Raw genomic sequence first — 19,510 nt, 5'->3', positions numbered from 1 at the left:
AGATGCCCGTTCCACAAGAAATTCATTCTTTTTTCCAGAACGGGCAAGATGCCCGTTCCACAAGAAATTCATTCTTTTTTCCAGAACGGGCAAGATGCCCGTTCCACAAGAAATTCATTCTTTGTGGAACGGGCATCTTGCCCGTTCATAAAAGCCTGATTTAAAATGGTAAAATATCTCACTTTTAATGCTTTGTGCGATCGCGGTATAAATATCTGCCACTGTTTATGCCTCTTCCTGTTCTCTAATTGCTGTTTCAATCTCATCAGAATATGCCTCAGCATAAGCCCAAGCATTCGCCAAATCAGCGGCACGCAGAGTCGGATAGTCTTCTAGGAGTTCAGCCTCAGAAATACCTAAACGGCGAGCATTCACCAGCACCCAAACAGGAATTCGCGTTTGTCTGATGCAAGCATCGCCGCCGCACACGCCGGGAGTCTTTTGAATTCCCGACCAAAATTTTCTTAAACTTTGGGCTAGTAATTCTATAGCTTGAGCCTTCTCTTCGGGAGTTAAAGCTAAGAGTTGCGGTTGCAATTCTTTCAGTGTCGTATTTGCAGTTATTGAGTTCATAAATATTAAGTTTTTTTTGCCCTACAGGTATTCTAGCACTGGTGGCTAAATCAAAACTTTCATTCCACAGGCTTCACATCGTGAAACCGAGTATAATCAACCACCCGCCCTCCCGTCGCCGATTTCAAAAGAATATCTACAAACCGCATATTCCACATAATTTCAGACGCCACAAAAGAATGTCGCGCATGAATAGTTTGCGAAACAGTTTCGTCAATTCCTGTTAACGTAATTACAATTTCCGCTTGCTGTTCCATCAAGTCTTGAGCAGTAAGTTGGTACAAAGGACTGCTCTCCTCAATTGCGTGCATAACCGTCCAAGTTAATGCAAAAACTGGAGAGTGACTCCGCACTAATTGCAAATCGTAAAAACGCCGCATAAATTCTCCTTCCGATGTTACCTCGTCGCGGATCAAAGTTGCTCGCTGCTGCGCTTCTAAAATTTGGTTAAAACGCTGATTTGCAGTGCGGTACATCAGAGTCGGAACGCCGTTGAAAGGAGCGATCACAGCTACGCGGCTGAAGATAACTCTAGCTGTTGGTCTGGAAAATCTCGAAAAAGCCAGTCCCGTTACCATCGCCACTCCCCACAAACCAAAAAGCGCTTGGATCGCGACTATAGTATTAGCGTAATCCGTGCGCGGATACATAGCGCCGTAGCCGATCGTCGCCATTGTTTGCACGCTGAAATAAAAGGCATCTTGGAAAGAACCCGGCCGCGCGTTAGCAATGCAATCTCCTCCCGCCAAGTAAGCTAAGGCAAATAAAGAATTTGTGACTATATAGGAGAGACAAATGAGCATGAAAAATCGCGGCCAAGAAAGAGTTAGCAGCCTGTGGTAGAGGTCGGCAAAATGCAGGCGAGGTACTCCCAACTTGACAATATTTAAGGGCAATTGTCCTTTGCGACTGACTAAACGAGTCTGTGGCTGGTGGTTGCGGTTGATTTTCATTGCGATTTGTAACTGCGGCTGTTTCAATTTGTAACTATTGCTTTGACCGGGAAAACTTATCCTTTAGACTGATGTCTGATTCCAATAATTCGGATAAAAGCGGAGTTTAGAAATGGTTGAGCTTAACTGGCATGACTATCTCGTTATGGTTTCTTTTGTGGCTTCTATTGCGGGTCTAGTCCTGCTGGGTGATAATCGCAACTCGCAGCCAACGGACGCTCGCACTTTGAGCGAAGAAATCCTCATCAAGATGAGCTTTACTTACTGGATAGTTTACTGCATCTCTGTTTTCGGGTTGAAACTTCACCTACCAGAGGATAGCTGGTTATTGCTCAGTTTGAAGCTGACTACGGTTCTTTCTTACTTGTTGACTGCTTCTAGCATACTCAGCCTGCCGCTGCAACGCATGGCTGTCCGACAAGTTGAAGATTAACAAAAGGTGTTTGTAGTGAGGACTTCAGTTCTTTCGATCGCGGTGAAGAAAAACTAAAGTCCTGACTGCAAAGCTATTTGAGTTATATTACCGGGCAATAAGCTCACAGCTAGCTGTGAGCTTGTTTAATGGTTTATTATCCGAGGGATGCAGACTAACGCGCCCAAAATGGCTAGGGTCGATCGCACTCGTACTTGAAATTGCCACTCTGTTTCTGCTGTCCGTGGGCTGCGGCCATCTCAACGAGTATCCGTTGGCGAAGAAGCCGGCGCATTAGGGCATAGCAGTAAGCTGTTGTGCATTTAAATAGAATGTCAAAAAACAATCTAATTCTTGTGGGGTGGGCGTCTCGCCCGCCCTGAATATGCAATTTAAATGCGTGACAGCTTATGCCACGAACTTAACTGGTTAGGATTTAAAGCCTTTAGAGCTTTTCTTTTTCTCCTGCGGTTTGGACTTTGACTTATTAACTTCGCCTAAAGCTTCCTGAAATAAGTTGTGCAGGTGCACGGGAACGCTGGCAATTTCCGGGAGTTCGGGTTCTAAGGGTTTTTTAAACTCTTGCAGCAGGGCATCTAAATCGCGATCGAGCTGAAAATTAGTCCGCTGCAATACAGTTTGCAAAATTTGTTCTAATTTCGCTGGATTAACTTGAGCTAACCGTTGCCAAATCCAGACATTAATTGCAGGATCTTCTAGATAGTTGCGAACCAGCTTTTCGTAACCGGGAACGGTTGAAAAGTCTTCGGCTGCTAGCAGTGCAGTAAATTGAGCATAAGTAGACAAAAAGGTTTGTCCCCAGCGAGGATGAGAAAGTGCTGTCACCTGTTCGGCTTTTTTGAAGCGATCGGGCAATTCGACTTTGGGCATTACCATTTTTGAACTAGCATTGCTGTCGAGCATTACCTCAACTGCTTTAGCATCAGCACCGGCAGCCGCGATGGCTGCTGCTTTGACTTCTTCTCGATCGACTCCGGCATCTTCAACGATATCCGCCAGAGATTTACTTCCATCAACGCCCATATCAGCTAGGCGTTTTTTAGTGATAAATTCCTGAAATTCAGCCAACTGTTTATTCAGGTGATATCCCGATAGCGTCAATTCCTCACTGCCAAAAAATTCGGTAAAATCTTCGTGGTAGTGTTCTACCGACTGCCAAGCTTGCTCTAACAATTCCGGCGCATCGCTGTACAGGTTATTTTTCTGATTTTGCTTGAAATTGCCGATCGCCACCGCCAACTTCGGCTTACCCAATTTCCCCATCAGGATGGGAGAGCTCGAAAGTATCCACCAGTCATCGGTGAGGGGAGAAATCCGAGCCCGCAAGATTTCTCCTAACTTAAAGCGAGACATTTCTGCAAGAAAATTAGGACTGTTGGGCTTGACAACGTAGTGCTTTGCCGTCAGCCAGTTCATCAGTTCAAACCTGTCGGGGAAAAGTTGAGTGATTTCAAATAAGCCAGCGAAGCTTCTGTGCTCCCAACTTTCGAGCAAGCTACGATCGCTCTCGGTTAAATCCGGCTGACTTTCGACAAATAGGTCGATCGGCGTTTTGTCTCCGACTTTACCTTCGACTGTAAAACTGTCAATCACTTGATTTTGCTGAGCAATATCGTAGCGCTCGCCGGCCGAGCGAGCAGCAGCATAAGCTTCCAAAGCTACCGCCAACTCTCCCTCAGCATCCAGCACAAAGTCAATTAAATTTTGCTTGAGTGTCCAAGCTCTTTCCAACATTTCATCCACAAGTAATACCAATTTTGAATGAGAGGATTTAGATTAACAATTATCGGACTTGAAGCCACCGACGCTTTACGATCCCGCTGCGATTGAAGAAAGCGCATCGCGAACAATGACAAAAATATGCGATCGATGCCTCAGTCCTGAATTAGTTTAATTTTAAGCCCAATAGTCAAAAAAAAATGTTAATCTCAAACGGAAGCCTCCCGATTTTGTAAAAAGCATTTTTTAGGAGTGCGATCGTCCCGCAAAGCTTTGCCTATACATCTGGCTTAGTGATCTCACAGCGAACAGTCGTGTGAAATAAAAATCGTGCGGAAAAATGCGATTTTAAGGGAGCATAAAAATACCCTCTCCGATGTAGAGAGGGGCTGAAAATCCCCAAAAACTTCGCTAATCTCGCGTTGAAAACTGTGCAACTTATCAACAACAGTCCAAGACGCAGCAACCGGGTTTTTTTATCAAAACACTTCCCTGCATTCCGGTACCCGGCTAAAAATAACCGCAACGCTTTAGTTTGTGTGCGTCCAAGACTGAAAAATACTTGGCGTAAGCCCTTAGCGGCCGTCTTTGTCCATGTCACCAGGGACAGCGCGTTCCACCCGATCCCAAGCGTCGCGCGTGGCGTGCTTAGCTTTTTCCCAACTCACTTTAGACTTACCGCGATTTGTTTCGTAGTCGCGCTGCAAATCCGGTTCGATCTCGTGGTATTTCTTACCAGTAGCGCCATAGCGAGTGTATCCCTCATAACCAGTGCGGTATGCAGGCTGATAGTCTTCGTAAGTCGCGCTAGTGTCGGCGTAAGGACGGGAACTGTAGTTGCTTTGCCAGTAAGCATCTTCTACCGTCGGGTCGATCGCCTCGCCCACACCTTTGCCCACCAAACCGCCGCTAAACGAACCCACAACAGCGCCCACAACTGCTCCTACAGGCCCGCCGATGGCACCGCCGATCGCAGCACCAGCAGCACCGGCACTCGCCGCACCAATACCCGTTGCGACTGGATGAGCCCCTTTTTCCCCGGAAATCGGATCTAGATTAGCATCAGGTTCATGTACCGTTTTTTTGTCATCGCTCATGATATTTTTTTCCTTTTATTTAACTGTAACTATTATTAAATTTACCTTTTAAATTCATATCTATTCATCTGCCTTGAGGATGAACCTGCTAGCTTAAGAATGAGGGAAATGAGAAAATACTTCTCGACTCAAAAACGAGTTTTACACGCTACTCTCAAGCAATAAGGGGCGCCGAGGCGCACCCTAGATAATTATGTTCAAGTGAGTTCTGATATCTGCTAAGGAATGAGAATTAAATAACTTAGAATTTTGATGGTTCTTGTGGGATGGGCGTCCCGCCCGTCCAGAAAGGGCGGGCGGGACGCCCAACCCACTTTCAAGAGTGTAAATTATTTAATTCGCGATCCTAAATAGTGTACTCACGAAAGCCGTGGATTTACCAGCCACTTGAGTTACATATAGCGGTTCTCAAGCGTTGTGAGCTATGGGGGCGACTGCTATGCCCACGGAGGCCACGGAGGCCACGGAGGCCTATGAGCACCTCATGTTACTGAGAAAGGCTATATCAATCTGTTGATTTATTAGTTTCCTGTGACCTTTTCGATCAAATCTTCAGCTTTTTGAACTATGCCTTCTTGCGGGTGTTCTCCCTTGTACTCCTTTAAGCTTTCGTCGTAAGCTTTCTCGACCTTGGCAGGATTTTGAGAGGTTTTGACTATTTCTTCGTAAGCTGCTTGGGGATTGAGATCCTCGAAACTTTCTGCGGGGTCAGTAATTTTAGCTTCTGGCGGCGCCTGAGTTCTGTCTTGACCTGCGTAAGCAGCCTGACTGGGTACTACCGCTAGACTTAGCAGACCAATGAAAGCCAGCGTACATACCAGCAAAATGCTTTGGCTCAATGTTTGTCCGAGAGCTTTTAAAACCCGCTTCATATCAACTTCTCCTCGTATTTTTCCGCAAAAATTATGGTGTTTGTCGCCCCTTCACTGCGATCGCACATTTACAATTTTGGTTCAAGCGCAATCTTTGTCGCAGCTACCGCATCTAGAGCGAGCCAAAAGGGATGTTTCCCGTGACATCCCATATCTTAAGCGCCTGCTTGTTACTATTACTTCTACCAAAAGATAGATTAGTTAGACAAGCGGAACTCCTCTCCTATCAGGGGCGATCGCAATTCTTGCGAAGAACCCTATCTAGGGGTTTTCCCATCAATTACGAAGCCCCTGACTCTTCTTTTTTCGCGCGTGTTTCGCGTCTTCGCCGAGCGGGAAAACATCCCATTTTCCAACATTTTAAATTGCTATAAATAACCTAATGAACTACAAAACAACCTGCTCTATGTCTAGGTTTCTGTTCTGCATAGCTCCTTCAAATAGCTCAGTAGAAAGAGCTTGTTCGACCGACCAAACTCCCGGTTTATCCAGCTTTCCTTCTAACATTAATTGAGCTATGCTGCCAGTACCAATGCCCGTAGCGACTGCAGCACTGGGGTGTATCGCTGTCGAGCAAACTTTAGCGGGTTGACCGTTTTTGAGACCGGTCACTTGCGATCGCACTGCCACACCAACCCCACTAAAACTATTAGTAACACTGGTCATCCCATAACTGACGTAGGAGAGAAATTCAATCACGGAGTTATTTTTGAGCCAGCTAGCCGGCCAATACTTAGCAACAAACCAGGTAAGGTGATTGTAAAGGTCGGGAGATGTACCGAATTTAGTCACAACAGATTTGACGGGGAAAGTTTCGGGCAAAGTGATTGCTTCTGGCATATCAAACCAGTAAACCCCTGTTTGACCATAGGGTGCGGGAAATTCTATTGTTTCGCGATCGCTGTAGGGTTTTACTTGCTGCCACTTGCCGTCTTCCCAAACCTCAAAAGGCGTTTGCAAACCTAAAAAAGTGGTTCTCATGACGGTAACACCAGCACCGCCAGAACCTCCGACTACATAACTCAAATGGATGTGTTCTGCTTCATCTAATTGTTCCACATCTCGGCGCACCATGCTGTTAGACACGCCGGGGAAAATGCCCGTATTAATAATAGCAGTAACCCCAGCATTTTTAGCGGCTTCGCGCAATTCTAAAGCCCTGCGAGTAAAACTGCGGCTGTCACTGACATCAGTATAATTAACACCTGCTTCGATGCAAGTTTTCAGCACGCCAGCGTCTCGGTAGTGAAAAGGCCCCGCACAGTGAACGACAAGATTAGACTGTGAAACTGCTTTTTGCAGGGCTGCACTGTCCGCTAAATCAAAAGTTTGGTACTGCACCCGATCCGGAGGCAATCCGTACCCAATAGAGGCTTCAGAGTTGCGCCCAGTAACAGTAATTTCTGCGTCGGTATGGGTAACAAGGTCTTGGGCAACGCTGCTGCCAATTCGTCCCCGCCCACCGACAATCAACACTCGGTTTGCCATCGTTAAAAAAAGGGTAACGCCATCTTTCAGTCTCTCAACTTGGGGCCGGTCTTTTCATCCACATAAAGTATGAATTTATTAGAGCTGAGGAGAATGTGGCGATCGACCTCAGCGATTATCCCCTGCCGCCAGCCGAACAAATCCAGGGATTTCTGATGTGGATGGTTCAACAAGGTTAGCGGAGTCAGTTTTCAAAGAGTAGGAACTTGCCTGTTGTGCTACAGTGGAAGTTAGTTGATTGTGTTAAGCTTGAGCAGGTCTATATCACCAATCAGCATTTTTTGGAACCTTCTTTACATAAATTTAACATACATTATGGAAGAACATTATGGAAGAAAAGTAACATGACTTCCGAAGGCAACGTCGCCGACACCGGCATTTTAAAAGAAGCTCAGCAACTTATGCAAGATGGGTCAGCCACCTCAATGGGTGAAGCACTGAAAATACTTATGGAGAATGCTGAGCGCAATAATGACAATGTTAAAATTCAGAAAATAAAAGCAACTCAAAAAGCTAAAAGAAAGCGTCGCAGTCGTCACAGATAAAAAATTAAATAACAGCAGGTAAGAATCATGAACAAGCAAAGTATTCAACTGCTTCTGGATCGTTGCGATTCAGATGAACCGACTAAACAAGCTGGGGCAATTCTCGATTTAGTTGATGCAGAAGTTTATGAGGCTGTACCGAAAATAGTAAGGTTACTGAAATCACCAGATGCAGCTATTCGATTCACCGCCGCAGAAGCATTGGGTTATCTGGGAAGTGAGGAAATAGAGACGGTGGGGCCTGCATTAATGAACTTGCTGGACGATGAAGAAGAACTGGTTAGGTCTGAAGCCGTGGAGGCCCTTGGAGAACTTGATTATACTCCTGCGGTTGTACCTATAGAATATATTCTCAGAAATGACCCTTCAGCACTGGTTCGCGCATCAGCAGCAGAAACTCTTGGATATTTAGAAGAAGCATCAGCTATAGAAACTCTGGAGCTTTCACTGCTCGATCCTAATGAGGATGAAGCTGTGAGATGTTATGCTGCTAACTCGATCGGGCTTTTAGGTACGCCCCAGCTATTGCCAAAACTTGAAAACTATCTAAACTCGGAATTCCCTTTATCAGTAAAAGCTGAGTTAATGGGTGCAAGGTACTGGTTGGGTGCGAAAGAAGATATGGCGAAGCTAGTGGATTTGTTGGATAAGGCTGATGAAGATTTTGCTCAGCACATTTTGACTATTTTAACAGATTTGACGGAACGCGAACCGCAGCCAAATCTTGCAAAAGATGCTCCCGATTTAGAAAGGGTGTTAAGTGCGATCGCCCTTCGTTTTCCTTTGATGCGACATCAAGCAGAAGCAATACTGACGCAATAAGATCGACAAAGAGAATCTGTTTTTAATTTAGTTACCCGTACTAGCTTGACGAATCTGGAGGAATAATCAACCTCCAAGAAGTAACTCTGACTTGCTCTAGCCCTATGCTTTTAGCAATCTGAAGCACTCGCTCGTATTCTTTCGCTTGAATAAAGCTTTTAGCTAAATGCTTCAATGCTGCATATTTGACCGATTCGTCTGTTACCCATCGAGCAAATTTGATAAGTTTGTCCGAATTGTTTTCGGTATTTGCATATTGATAAACAATAGACCTTAACATCGCTTTTTGGTCAGATTCGTTTTCTAAGGTTTTAGTAATTTCTATAATTCGATCGACTTCTAATTCTTGTTTTACCATCAATTCTGCGATCGCCCCTAACGGATCGCCACCTGACTCCATAAAAGGCGGAGCGATTTTAATAATTAACTCAAATTGTCCGATTTCAGCGTAGCAGTAGGCAATTGCCCACAACGCATCTTCTTTGTGATATTCGTTCTCTAAGCTTTCAGCAAATTCAATTGCTTTGTCAAATTGCCCCGCTTTAGCATAACCGTAAGCTATATCCCTCATTGCCTCCAATTTCCAATCATCATCATCCTCATCATCTGGGTCTTTTATCATTCCTGCAATTTGCTTGGCAAGTTCAACTTCCCCGGCTGCCGCATAATTTTTTACAACTTTAATCAACACGCTGTTTTTACGATCGTTATCTATTTTTTCAACTATTTGAAGCGCGCGATCGGATTTTCCTGCTTCAGCATATTTATAAGCGATATCAGCCAAAAGCAAATCTTTGCCTTCTTTCTCGGTTATCATTTCGGCAACCTGCATGGCTGTTTCTAGTTGCCCTGCTTTTAGATATTCTCTAGCCAGAAGGATTGACATGACCGCTTAAATTTTGAGATTTTATAAATTTCCTAAGAAGATATCGAGACGCTAGTTTAGATGCCGATCGCTTCTATTCACCAGAGTCGGTCAAGTCAGAAGGTCTGAGTTGCCTCGCTGAATGGAAAACCGTTAAAATGCTTACCTCATCGCTGTTTAACAAATATACAATGCGGTAACTGCCAAAGATAATCTCCCTAAGATTTTCTTCACCGATCTCGGGCACTGCACGCCCCGATCGCGGAAAAGCTCCTAAACGCTCTACAGCCCCAAATATCCGAGCCACAAATACCTCAGCGAAACTGGGCGCATCTCGCGCAATAAAATCGCCGATCGCTTCAATATCGGCTAGGGCCTGAGAAGTCCACCTTATTTGTGCCACGTTTTGATCTGCTTTTTAGCTTGTTCGTGGGACATAGTATCACCAGCCTCGACTTGCTTCAAGCCTCTGTCAATCTTGTAGAGGAAGTAAAGGCGCTCCATCACGTCTGAAAAAGTAACGTCTTGGGGCATTTCTTCGATCGCCTTTAGGACTTTATGTTTTACTGTGGTATTTGTCATAACAGGCGTTCTCCTATTGAATCATCTACAGAATATAGCACAAGCAGAGATTGGAGTTGGGCGATCGCCAAAGTCAAGCCAAAAGCAAAAACCGCAGACTCCACAAACAAACGCAGATGTAATTCATCTGCGTCGATCTGCCCTCATCTGCGGTTGCTAAAAATCTTACTTCTCATTACTCCGAAATATCGACTTACCCTTCGCTTTCAGAGTATTAGCTGCATCTGCGAAAGTCTGCGCGAAAGGCTGCTGCGAGTGCATGAAAACGCGAGCAGTATTGCGTCCCGGCATCCCCGAAATCGAGCCGCCCGGATGCGTTCCCGCCCCCGTCAGGAACAAACCGTCGATCGGCGTTTTGTAATTCGCCAACTCCGGCAAAGGACGGAAAAATATCATCTGATCCAGCGTCATATCAACGTGGTAATAATTCCCCTTCAAAGCGCCCAAACGCTCTCCCAATTCTGCCGGACTTTCGACGCGACGGCCGATAATGGAATTCTTGATATTCGGTGCGTATTCTGCTAATTTATCAATGCAGCGATCGGCAACTTTGTTTTTCAGCTCATCCGTCCAACCCGTACCGTGCTGGCCGGTTCCTTCAGCATTTTCGATCATGTAAGGAGCAAAAAATTCAATCCAAGCTGTATGGTGTCCGGGAGGAGCCATTGACGGGTCTCGTACCGTCGGAAACACCACATACATCGACGGATCGGAGTCAGGAATTCTGCCGATTGAAGGCTCGCTGTGAGAAATTTCAACGTGTCTCACGGAGTCGGCAATTAAAACCGAACCCATTAAATACTCGTCTCGATGGTTCCAGCGATCGAACTTGGGCATTTCATTGAGAGCTAAGTCTATTTTGAGAATAGTCTCGTTGTTGTTAACAATTTTGCGCTCCAATCTTTCCCGCAAATCCGGGTCAGCACTGTCAACATCGCTGGAGTCCATTAAGTGCAGAAACAAGCGCTTAGCATCAATATTAGAAATGACACCTTTTGTAGCGCGGTATTCCGTGCCGTTGGCAACTCGAACTCCCACAGCGCGACCGTCATCAACTAATATTTTTTCGACGTGCTGGTCGGTAAGTACCACACCGGAATAGCTTTTCACTAAATTGAGCAGCGCTTGCACTAATGCACCCGTCCCGCCGCGCGGTCTTGCCATGCCGGGATTGTGCCTCATCGCTAGCATAATTGCGCCTACCGCCAGGGTTTTTTGCGAAGGAGGCGCGCCGAGTTCTGCGGCTAATCTTGCTAGGGGTGCTTTGATAAATTCCTCGTCAAACCACTCGTTGAGAAGGTCTTCCGCGCTGGTGAGCATCGTGCGAATAAAGTCCAGCGTTTTGTCGGGGGAACCAATGACTGACAATAAATCTTTTATCTTTGAAATATCGTAGTTGCCCAAAATATCTATGATGGATTTTGGTGGCGCATTAAACATCGGAACCATTGCCCCTAAAGCTCGCTGCCAAAAGTCTGTATATTCGGCATATTTTTTAGCATCGCGCTCGTTGTAGCGGGCAATTTCAGCACAAGTTTTTTCTACGGATTTGTGCGCTAAGAAATATTTGCCATCGGGATGCGGACAAAAGGCCACTGGATCGCAGAAAAGATATTCTAAACCGTATTTTTCCAGCTCTAATTCTTCTACAACTGGCCCTAAATGGATAAATTCGTGGTCGATCGCGCACAAATTGAATTTAAAATCCGGCAATTCGGGAATCGCAGCTTCAGTAGTTGCCGCGCCTCCGGGAACCGAACGTTTTTCTAACAACAGGACGGTATATCCAGCTTTCAGCAGATAAGAGGCACAGACGAGTCCGTTGTGACCTGCGCCTATGATAATTACGTCATACGTTTGCATAGATGAAGCTCTGGGGATAGGATAGTTTGCTCATTTTACAAATCTTAACAAGTTGGCAGGCTCTACCAATAGAAATAGATTCATCTTAAGAGAGTAGTTTGAGCATCTTACAAAAGAGATAGCGTGTAGCAAATTTTTAACTGCGATCGCCCTGATTTTCTCTCTGATTTTAAGAGCGATCGCCGGAGTCAAAACTGGCCCCAGTATCATACCCCATTTAGTCGCGTTTCTCTGCGATTAACACAAAACTTAAGCATCAGCAATATCTGCCATATCGAGCCGAGTTTTTTAAATGAAGGAAGAGGCAAGAGGCAAGAGGTAAGAGGAAATAAAAAAAGTTTTGAGATTGTTTCCTTCCTGGCTACCCTGGGATTGGAAGGGTTAAGCCTAACAAAAATTACTTACTCAAAACTCAAAACTAATTACCAATTACCAATTACCAATTAGTACATTGAGAAATATTACTTCAGTTCCCGCAATGCCGCCTCAGCTTTTTTTGCACCATCATTGTTGCCTTGCTGGCGGTAAGTGTCGAGGGCTTGTTGAAAAGCTTCAATTGCTTCGGATTTGCGATCGCGTGCTTTGAGTGCCGTACCCATATTGTAATAAGCTTCTGCCCGGTTTGGATCGAGCTTAATCACTCGCCCAAAAGTGGTAATCGCTCCTAAAAAATCTTGTTTTTCCAGTTGAATTTCCCCTATTCCTGCGTGTGCTTCCACTAAATTGGGTCGCACCGCAATAGCCCGCTGATAAGCTACCAGCGCTCCGTCTAAGTCGTGTTGACCCTTGAGAAGTTCGCCAATTTCTAGCTGCACTTCTGGATTCCGGGGCTCCAATTTGGCAGCTTCTTCAAAAGCTGCTAGCCCTTCGGAAGTATAGCCGGCACGCAGCAAAGCAGTGCCTAATTTTAACTGGACACCTGCTTGTTTGGGAGCGAGTTCGGCTGCTTGTTGGAGCACGGTGACAGCACTGGCAAAATTTCCCTGCTGGATCAATACTAAACCCATTGAAGAATAAGCTTGCCAATTTTTCGGATCGAGGGCGATCGCCTCTTGGTATGCTTTAAAAGCACCGCTGTAATCTTTTTGCTGAAAGAGTACCACTCCGAGACCGATCCGGGCATTGACATTTTTGCGATCGAGCGCAGCGGCGCGGCGGTAAGCTGTGGCTGCTGCGGGATAGTTTTGCAAATTCGCCATAGCATATCCTAATGCGTATTGGAAGTCAGCATTCTTAGGTTCGAGACCGATCGCTTGTTGGTAAAATTCTACTGAGGCTTGATAATTGCCCTGACGCGCTTCTAAATAGCCAATACCCGAAAAAATGCGGGGGTTTTCCGTATCTAAACGCGCCGCTTCCTGATAAATGGCGATCGCCTTACTGTAGTCTCCTACATCTACCAACTCGCGCCCTTGTCGCAGCAGAGCATCTAAATTTGAATCATTTTGAGGGTTGACTTGAACGACTGTTTCTGCTGAGAGCGCTATCTGCGGCGCTGCGACAGCCAATCCTGCTACTAGCAACGTACTGAATACCAAGAGACTTTGTTTGTACACGGCCATTTGTTTCAAAGAGTGTGTGGAATGAAAGAGCGAGGGGCTGTCACCTTGTTAAGCTGACAGCTTAGGGTTTACCAGGAATCTTTGAGCGGCTAGATGTAGTAAATCTACAGAACAAGACACACTCAAAATTTTCGCGATTGAGGCCAACTGATGATTGTAACAACAACTGATATCATCCAAGGAGCAGAAATTCAATCTTACCTGGGAATTGTAACTGCTGAGGTGGTCTACGGCACCAATGCCCTGCGAGACTTCTTCGCGGGCATTCGCGACATCATCGGCGGGCGCACCGGCAGTTACGAGGAAGTGTTTCTCAAAGGACAGCGAGATGCCCTCGCGGAACTGGAAAAACGGGCCCAGCGCCTCGGCGCCAATGCCGTAATCGGGGTGGAAGTTGACACCGGCACGATTAATGTAGACTCCAGCGGGGCTTTGCTGCTGATTACTGCCGTTGGAACGGCTGTAAGATTGCGTTAAGCTGTCTTTCCTGTATACCTCCGCATTTCCTGTATACATCCGCGAAGTTTTCTAACGGGATAAAATAGTTATCAGTCATCAGTCATCAGTCATCAGTCATTAGCTAATAGCGGCTGGCTGAGGGCTGATGACTTTTTCGTTTATTTCTTCAGACATAGATACTGGTTATTTCCCCAGGCAGATATAGTTTCTATCAATCTCAGCCACAATCAATGCTTAGGTGAAAGATTGTTAAAAATTAAAGCAACTCTAAGAGGAAAAAAAAATCTATGTCATACGTAAATAGACCTGTAGATAACGTTGGTACCGAACCCGTGGTCGTAAATTCAGTGATGGAATACCACGATCGAGTACGTTGGGGTCCGATTTTTTCAGGTTTGGTAATTGCGATCGGCACACAACTGGTGTTAAGTGCATTGGGCGCTGCGATCGGCTTGAGCAACATTGCTAATTCAGGAGCTCCGCGCAGTATTTCAGGAGACGTGGGTACCGGCGTCGGAATTTGGTCAATTATCAGTTTGTTAATTAGCTTGGCCGTTGGCGGTTGGGTAACTGCTCGCGCTTGCGGCCCAATGAATCGCAACACAGCGCTTTTGAACGGAGCAATTTTGTGGGCAACGACCTTAACAATTGGCTCTTGGCTGTTAGCAAATGGCGTGGCCGGTACTTTTGGCGTCATAGCTGCCAATGCGGGAGAAGCAATTAATCAAGCGCAGCAGGGCGGGGTGAATTTGCCGAACCGAGCACCTAACGTATCTGCTCAGGATGCTCGCAATATTGCTGGTAATGCCGCGAAAGCTGGTTGGTCGTTTTTGTTCGGCTCGTTATTGGGTTTAGTTGCTTCGATGGTAGGAGCATCTGCCGGTGCGCGCACTCCCCGGAATTACTCATAAAAGTTTCGTCCGATACGGAAATTTCATATTCATGAAAGCACTTTTGTTAAGGTGCTTTTTTGTTGCTTTAATTCGTGAACTATTTTTTTTCTCGTTCCCAGGTTCTACCTGGGAACGCATTTCTTGAGGCTCTGCCTCCAGGTTTTTAAATGGAGGCAGAGCCTCCGGCTCTTTGTTCCCAGGCAGAGCCTGGGAACGAGGAGAAGGAACGAGAAAAACGAGAGAAAGGTGCTTATAGCGCACCCTAGAAATTAAGCGGTGAAGTATTTGGCGGCTGGGTGATAGGTGATAATTGCGGTTGTTGATTGTTCGGGATAAAGTTGTTCGCTTTCATCCATGTAGAGGTTGATACGATCGCACTTTAACAATTCCAGTTGCTTGTACTGATCCGCCATATTCGGACAAGCGGGATAGCCGAAACTGTACCGCGAACCGCGATATCTTTGCGCTAGCATATCGCGAATGTTGTCCGGTTCTTCGCTAGCAAAGCCCAATTCCCGGCGAATTCGCGCGTGAGTCCATTCTGCTATTGCTTCCGCTGTCTGTACCGCTAATCCGTGAAAGTAGAGATAGTCGGTATATTGATTGTTAGCAAATAGCTTTTGCGCGTACTCTGTAGCAATTTCTCCCACTGTCGCTACTTGCATCGGAAATACATCGATTTTACCCGATTCTTTGGGCGCGAAAAAGTCGGCAATGCACAGCCTGCGCCCCGATTTTTGGCGGGGAAATGTCAATGTTGCAGCCACAGGCAAGATGCCTGTGCCACTTTCTGTTCCAGCCACAGGCAAGATGCCTGTGCCACTTTCTGTTGCAGTCACAGGCAAGATGCCTGTGCCACTTTCTGTTGCAGTCACAGGCAAGATGCCTGTGCCACTTTCTGTTCCAGTCACAGGCAAGATGCCTGTGCCACTTTCTGTTCCAGTCACAGGCAAGATGCCTGTGCCACTTTCTGTTGTGGGGCGGGCATCTTGCCCGCCACTGATTATTGTTTGCCCGCCACTGATTATTGTTTGCCCGCCACTGATTATTGTTTGCCCGCCATTCATAATTTGCGGGTCGTACACATACAAAGAATTGCCTTCAGCTTGACAGGGAAAATACCCGTAAATTGCTTGCGGATGCAGTAACTTTTCGGCGATAATTTTGTGTTTCCACTCTTCCAATTTCGGATAAACTGTCTCAGCTAAGAAAGCATCGTATTCTTCCCGCGATTGGTCTTTGGGCTTGCGGAACTGCCACTGACCGGCAACTAAGGCTTGCAAATCTAAGTGCCAGAAAATCTCCTCAAAGGGGATGTCTTCTCCCTGCAACAGTTTCGTGCCCCAGAAAGGAGGAGTCGGGCGATCGATATCTGGTGCCACTGCTTCGGATCGCCTGGTATCTATCACCACAGGAGTGTCTGCTTTCTTCGCCTCTTCTACAGAAGTTTCGGGCGCCGCTTTAGCTTCTTTAACCGCCCCATTCTCCTGCCCTATTTCATCTAAAAATCCTTGCAAATCTTCCCATTTACCAGCAGATTTGGCTGGCATGAGTTTGTCCATAAAGTGCAAGTCGGAAAACGCATCTTTGCCGTAAATGACTTTACCTTTATAAGTATTTTGGCAGTCTTCATGTACAAACTTGGGAGTCAAAGCCGCACCGCCCAAAATTACCGGAACCGTGATTCCTTTCTGGTTGAATACTTCCAGATTTTCTTTCATGAATGCGGTGGATTTTACCAGCAAGCCACTCATCGCAATACAGTCTGCTTTGTGCTTTTCGTAAGCTTCGATGATATTGTCAACCGACTGTTTAATACCCAAGTTAATCACTCGGTAGCCGTTGTTTGATAGGATAATATCAACTAAGTTTTTGCCGATATCGTGAACATCGCCTTTGACAGTAGCGATGATGAATGTTCCTTTGGCGTTGTCCCCGGATTCGGACTTTTCCATGTACGGTTCTAAATAGGCAACTGCCGCTTTCATGGTTTCTGCTGACTGCAATACAAATGGCAGTTGCATTTGTCCCGAACCGAACAATTCTCCGACTACTTTCATGCCGTCTAGCAAGAAGGTATTGATAATGTGGAGGGGCGGATAGGTTTCTAATGCTTTGGCGAGTTGGATGTCGAGCCCAATGCGTTCGCCGTCGATGATGTGCTGCTTGAGACGTTCTTCGACCGGGAGGCTGGCGTCTTCTGTACGATCGCGCTTTGTGGTTTTGCCCGCAAACACCGTTGTCAGGTCGCCCAAGGGGTCGTAAACGCAAATTTCGCCGTCAAACTCCCGTTCGTCGTAAATCAGTTTACGGCAGATTTCTTGGTGTTTGGGGTCGATTTTGGCGAGGGGCAAAATCTTATTGGCGCTGACAATTGCCGAGTCCATCCCCGCTTGCATTGCTTCGTGCAAAAACATCGAATTTAAAACTTGCCGCGCCGCCGGATTCAAGCCGAAGGAAATGTTAGAAACTCCTAAAATTACGTGACATCCTGGCAATTCTTGGCGGATGCGGCGGATGGATTCGATGGTAGCTTTGCCGTTTTTTCTGTCTTCTTCAATCCCGGTGGAAATGGGCAATGCTAGGGTGTCAAAAAAGATTTCTTGGGGGGGAATTCCGTAGGCGACAGCGGCGTTATAGGCGCGTTGGGCGATCGCAAATTTTTTGTCTGCGGTTCTGGCCATCCCGTCTTCGTCAATTGTACCGATAACTATGCCCGCGCCGTATTTTTTCGCCAACTCCAAAACTTGATAAAAACGCGGTTCTCCGTCTTCGTAGTTAGTGGAATTCAGCAAACATTTGCCGCCCGCAACTTTTAATCCTGCTTCCATCTTTTCCCATTCGGTGGAATCCAGCATTAAAGGGAGAGTTGCATTAGTCACAACGCGGGAGACTAATTCTTTCATGTCTCGCACGCCGTCGCGGCCGACATAATCAACGTTGACATCGAGAATGTGCGCGCCTTCTCGCACTTGTTCCCTGGCCATTGCGACTAAACCGTCCCAGTCTTCGGCGTTTAGCAAATCGCGGCATTTTTTGGAACCGCTGGCGTTGAGTCTTTCGCCGACAATTAAGAAGGAATTCTCTTGTTCGTAGGGTTGGGCGGTGTAAATTGAAGCGGCGGATGGTTCCCAAGTAATTTCGCGGATTTTGGGTTTAAGAGTTTTGCCAATTTCTGATAGTTCGCGGATGTGATCGTAGCGGGTGCCGCAGCAGCCGCCGATGACTTGCACGCCTAAGTCTTCGACAAAGCGCATCAAGGCCATTTTTAATTCTATTGGGGTGAGTTTGTAGTGCGCGTGGCCGCCGATGTTTTCGGGTAAACCGGCGTTGGGAACGCAGGAAACGACGAAGGGCGAATGTTCGGAAAGGTATTTGACGTGTTCGGCCATGCGATCGGGCCCGGTGGCGCAGTTGAGGCCTAAAATGTCGATCGGGTACGGCTGCAAAATCGCGAGGGCGGCGCTGATATCGGAACCGACTAACATTGTGCCGGTGGCTTCCATTGTGACTGATACCATTAATGGAATTCGCGCACCTTTTTTCTTAAATACTTCTTCAATGGCATTTAATGCTGATTTAATTTGCAGCACATCTTGACAAGTTTCGACAATAAATAAGTCAACGCCGCCGTCATAAAGTCCTTCTGCTTGTTCGGCAAAAGCGGCGGTGAGTGTGTCGAAATCAATGTGTCCTAATGTTGGCAATTTGGTGCCTGGCCCGATCGATCCTGCGACAAATCGAGGTTTTTCTGGCGTGGAAAATTCGGCGGCGATACTCTTGGCAAGTTCGGCGGCAGTTTTGTTGAGATAATATGCTTTGTCTGCTAAATCATATTCGGCGAGTACGATGGAAGCCCCGCCAAAGGTGTCTGTTTCGATGACATCGGCCCCTGCTTCCAGGAATCCCCGGTGCACGTTGGCGACGGCTTCGGGTTTGGTGTGGACGAGATATTCGTTGCAGCCCTCGTATTCTTTGCCGCCAAAGTCTTCTGCGGTGAGGTTTTGGACTTGCAGGTTGGTTCCCATCGCGCCGTCGAAGACGATGACGGGGCGTGAGGGGTGGTGGAGGCGATCGAGGAATCTGCTATTCATAAGCGGTCAAAAAAAACGCAGGTGCTATATATTTACAATTTTATCTATTGTGCAATATTGTCAACAATTGTGTAAATTTTGGGAACTAATGACTGAAGGATTTAATGCTGCTGACAATAATTCGATCGTACCTGTGATTTTACCGCTCGTTCTGGATAATTGTCAAAATTCTGTTGTGGGCGAGGCTGCGGGGGGAAAACGGGCGATTAAGAGCGGGATAGCTGCGCTTCACGGCTGCGAGGGGTTTTTCCGGTTAACTGTTGAGGAATTTTGCCAAAATGCGATCGCCACAATTAAACGAGTGATGTTAAAGGGCGATCGGATTCTCTTACAGCAAGCCGGGGAAGATGTAGCGGCGATCGTTCCTGAAGCAGAATTTCACAAGCTAGGCTATCTGATTGCCGAACTCAAACCGTCGCAATTCTTGCCTCACGAAGAAGAATATTATGAAGATGAAGGAGGAATCCACTGCATTTACCCGGACGAACTTTTAGAGGATTTTGATAATATCTTAGCCTACGTTAACCAAGATGATGAATTGTTTGGCTTGCTGCCCACGGAAGAGATGGGAGACGATGTTGATATTTTTATGCCTGTAGCTATTCTGATGTCTGTAGATAGATTTTGGGTGCCGGATTATGTCATAGCTGAACGAAAGGCGATCCTGATGTGAATAAGTATAGTTTTGGA

The 19,510-nt window shown here is 46.4% G+C and carries 18 protein-coding genes; 6 read left to right on the top strand and 12 right to left on the bottom strand.

Translation table 11 applies throughout. The features are described from left to right. Positions 1-225 precede the first annotated feature (225 nt). Positions 226-573 carry a DUF433 domain-containing protein gene (locus QUA16_RS09870; protein WP_333103113.1) on the bottom strand — a complete coding sequence of 116 codons (348 nt, stop codon included), beginning with the start codon at positions 571-573 and terminating at the stop codon, positions 226-228. A gap of 59 nt (positions 574-632) precedes the next feature. Next, positions 633-1,526: an ion channel gene (locus tag QUA16_RS09865; RefSeq protein WP_333103112.1), complete on the bottom strand. Its 894-nt coding sequence runs from the start codon at positions 1,524-1,526 to the stop codon at positions 633-635. 112 nt (positions 1,527-1,638) lie between these two features. On the opposite strand from QUA16_RS09865, the gene QUA16_RS09860 reads away from it, so the two are divergent. Then, positions 1,639-1,959, top strand: a complete 321-nt coding sequence (locus QUA16_RS09860; RefSeq protein WP_333103110.1) for a hypothetical protein — start codon at positions 1,639-1,641, stop codon at positions 1,957-1,959. Between the two features lie 408 nt (positions 1,960-2,367). On the opposite strand, the gene QUA16_RS09855 is transcribed toward QUA16_RS09860, so the two are convergent. The 4 genes from QUA16_RS09855 to QUA16_RS09840 all read right to left on the bottom strand — a co-directional run bounded on the left by QUA16_RS09855 (position 2,368) and on the right by QUA16_RS09840 (position 7,135). Further along, positions 2,368-3,702, bottom strand: coding sequence for a hypothetical protein (locus QUA16_RS09855; protein ID WP_333103130.1), 1,335 nt, complete (start codon positions 3,700-3,702; stop codon positions 2,368-2,370). A gap of 551 nt (positions 3,703-4,253) precedes the next feature. Then, on the bottom strand, positions 4,254-4,775 hold the full coding sequence (locus tag QUA16_RS09850) for a hypothetical protein (protein WP_333103108.1): 522 nt from the start codon (positions 4,773-4,775) through the stop codon (positions 4,254-4,256). A 521-nt stretch (positions 4,776-5,296) separates the two neighbouring features. Then, entirely contained in the window at positions 5,297-5,647 is a 351-nt protein-coding gene (locus tag QUA16_RS09845; RefSeq protein WP_333103107.1) for a hypothetical protein, read from the bottom strand. Between the two features lie 387 nt (positions 5,648-6,034). Continuing rightward, complete coding sequence (locus QUA16_RS09840) at positions 6,035-7,135, bottom strand: saccharopine dehydrogenase NADP-binding domain-containing protein (RefSeq protein ID WP_333103106.1); 1,101 nt, start codon at positions 7,133-7,135, stop codon at positions 6,035-6,037. A gap of 215 nt (positions 7,136-7,350) precedes the next feature. Between QUA16_RS09840 and QUA16_RS09835 the strand changes: the two genes are divergently transcribed. Both QUA16_RS09835 and QUA16_RS09830 read left to right on the top strand, forming a co-directional pair. Beyond that, a complete protein-coding gene (locus QUA16_RS09835; protein WP_333103129.1) occupies positions 7,351-7,680 on the top strand; it encodes a polymorphic toxin type 34 domain-containing protein in 330 nt (109 codons plus the stop codon). A 27-nt stretch (positions 7,681-7,707) separates the two neighbouring features. Further along, positions 7,708-8,502: a HEAT repeat domain-containing protein gene (locus QUA16_RS09830; RefSeq protein ID WP_333103105.1), complete on the top strand. Its 795-nt coding sequence runs from the start codon at positions 7,708-7,710 to the stop codon at positions 8,500-8,502. A 40-nt stretch (positions 8,503-8,542) separates the two neighbouring features. Here the strand turns inward: QUA16_RS09830 and QUA16_RS09825 are convergent, their stop codons facing one another. The 5 genes from QUA16_RS09825 to QUA16_RS09805 all read right to left on the bottom strand — a co-directional run bounded on the left by QUA16_RS09825 (position 8,543) and on the right by QUA16_RS09805 (position 13,374). Then, the gene (locus QUA16_RS09825) at positions 8,543-9,388 is read right to left on the bottom strand and encodes a hypothetical protein (RefSeq protein ID WP_333103104.1); all 846 of its coding nucleotides are present in this window, start codon (positions 9,386-9,388) and stop codon (positions 8,543-8,545) included. Between the two features lie 73 nt (positions 9,389-9,461). Next, the gene (locus QUA16_RS09820; RefSeq protein ID WP_333103102.1) at positions 9,462-9,770 is read right to left on the bottom strand and encodes a type II toxin-antitoxin system RelE/ParE family toxin; all 309 of its coding nucleotides are present in this window, start codon (positions 9,768-9,770) and stop codon (positions 9,462-9,464) included. Further along, positions 9,758-9,949 carry a hypothetical protein gene (locus QUA16_RS09815; protein ID WP_333103100.1) on the bottom strand — a complete coding sequence of 64 codons (192 nt, stop codon included), beginning with the start codon at positions 9,947-9,949 and terminating at the stop codon, positions 9,758-9,760. The genes QUA16_RS09820 and QUA16_RS09815 overlap by 13 nt, the downstream gene beginning before the upstream one ends. A 165-nt stretch (positions 9,950-10,114) precedes the next feature. Further along, positions 10,115-11,812, bottom strand: coding sequence for a beta-carotene ketolase CrtO (gene crtO / locus QUA16_RS09810; protein WP_333103099.1), 1,698 nt, complete (start codon positions 11,810-11,812; stop codon positions 10,115-10,117). Between the two features lie 461 nt (positions 11,813-12,273). Continuing rightward, positions 12,274-13,374: a tetratricopeptide repeat protein gene (locus QUA16_RS09805; protein ID WP_333103097.1), complete on the bottom strand. Its 1,101-nt coding sequence runs from the start codon at positions 13,372-13,374 to the stop codon at positions 12,274-12,276. Positions 13,375-13,524: 150 nt separating this feature from the next. On the opposite strand from QUA16_RS09805, the gene QUA16_RS09800 reads away from it, so the two are divergent. Further along, positions 13,525-13,851 (top strand): YbjQ family protein, encoded by a 327-nt coding sequence (locus QUA16_RS09800; protein ID WP_172184303.1) that lies wholly within the window; start codon positions 13,525-13,527, stop codon positions 13,849-13,851. Between the two features lie 269 nt (positions 13,852-14,120). Next, complete coding sequence (locus tag QUA16_RS09795) at positions 14,121-14,744, top strand: hypothetical protein (RefSeq protein WP_333103096.1); 624 nt, start codon at positions 14,121-14,123, stop codon at positions 14,742-14,744. 251 nt (positions 14,745-14,995) lie between these two features. On the opposite strand, the gene metH is transcribed toward QUA16_RS09795, so the two are convergent. Next, complete coding sequence (metH, locus tag QUA16_RS09790) at positions 14,996-18,820, bottom strand: methionine synthase (RefSeq protein ID WP_333103095.1); 3,825 nt, start codon at positions 18,818-18,820, stop codon at positions 14,996-14,998. A gap of 88 nt (positions 18,821-18,908) precedes the next feature. Here metH and QUA16_RS09785 point away from each other — a divergent pair, with 88 nt between their 5' ends. Further along, positions 18,909-19,493: a type II toxin-antitoxin system Phd/YefM family antitoxin gene (locus tag QUA16_RS09785; RefSeq protein ID WP_333103094.1), complete on the top strand. Its 585-nt coding sequence runs from the start codon at positions 18,909-18,911 to the stop codon at positions 19,491-19,493. Positions 19,494-19,510 lie beyond the last annotated feature (17 nt).

This window comes from Microcoleus sp. S13_C3 (genome assembly GCF_036700905.1).
Taxonomy (GTDB): Bacteria; Cyanobacteriota; Cyanobacteriia; order Cyanobacteriales; family Microcoleaceae; genus Microcoleus.
Note: the sequence above shows the minus strand (reverse complement) of the source record. Positions and strands in the feature narration are given on the sequence as shown.

Bases quoted from the DNA above. Each gene is read 5' to 3' on its own strand.
- QUA16_RS09870 (WP_333103113.1), bottom strand. From the start codon at position 573: ATGAACTCAATAACTGCAAATACGACACTGAAAGAATTGCAACCGCAA.
- QUA16_RS09865 (WP_333103112.1), bottom strand. From the start codon at position 1,526: ATGAAAATCAACCGCAACCACCAGCCACAGACTCGTTTAGTCAGTCGC.
- QUA16_RS09860 (WP_333103110.1), top strand. From the start codon at position 1,639: ATGGTTGAGCTTAACTGGCATGACTATCTCGTTATGGTTTCTTTTGTG.
- QUA16_RS09850 (WP_333103108.1), bottom strand. From the start codon at position 4,775: ATGAGCGATGACAAAAAAACGGTACATGAACCTGATGCTAATCTAGAT.
- QUA16_RS09845 (WP_333103107.1), bottom strand. From the start codon at position 5,647: ATGAAGCGGGTTTTAAAAGCTCTCGGACAAACATTGAGCCAAAGCATT.
- QUA16_RS09840 (WP_333103106.1), bottom strand. From the start codon at position 7,135: ATGGCAAACCGAGTGTTGATTGTCGGTGGGCGGGGACGAATTGGCAGC.
- QUA16_RS09830 (WP_333103105.1), top strand. From the start codon at position 7,708: ATGAACAAGCAAAGTATTCAACTGCTTCTGGATCGTTGCGATTCAGAT.
- QUA16_RS09825 (WP_333103104.1), bottom strand. From the start codon at position 9,388: ATGTCAATCCTTCTGGCTAGAGAATATCTAAAAGCAGGGCAACTAGAA.
- QUA16_RS09815 (WP_333103100.1), bottom strand. From the start codon at position 9,949: ATGACAAATACCACAGTAAAACATAAAGTCCTAAAGGCGATCGAAGAA.
- crtO (WP_333103099.1), bottom strand. From the start codon at position 11,812: ATGCAAACGTATGACGTAATTATCATAGGCGCAGGTCACAACGGACTC.
- QUA16_RS09805 (WP_333103097.1), bottom strand. From the start codon at position 13,374: ATGGCCGTGTACAAACAAAGTCTCTTGGTATTCAGTACGTTGCTAGTA.
- QUA16_RS09800 (WP_172184303.1), top strand. From the start codon at position 13,525: ATGATTGTAACAACAACTGATATCATCCAAGGAGCAGAAATTCAATCT.
- QUA16_RS09795 (WP_333103096.1), top strand. From the start codon at position 14,121: ATGTCATACGTAAATAGACCTGTAGATAACGTTGGTACCGAACCCGTG.
- metH (WP_333103095.1), bottom strand. From the start codon at position 18,820: ATGAATAGCAGATTCCTCGATCGCCTCCACCACCCCTCACGCCCCGTC.
- QUA16_RS09785 (WP_333103094.1), top strand. From the start codon at position 18,909: ATGACTGAAGGATTTAATGCTGCTGACAATAATTCGATCGTACCTGTG.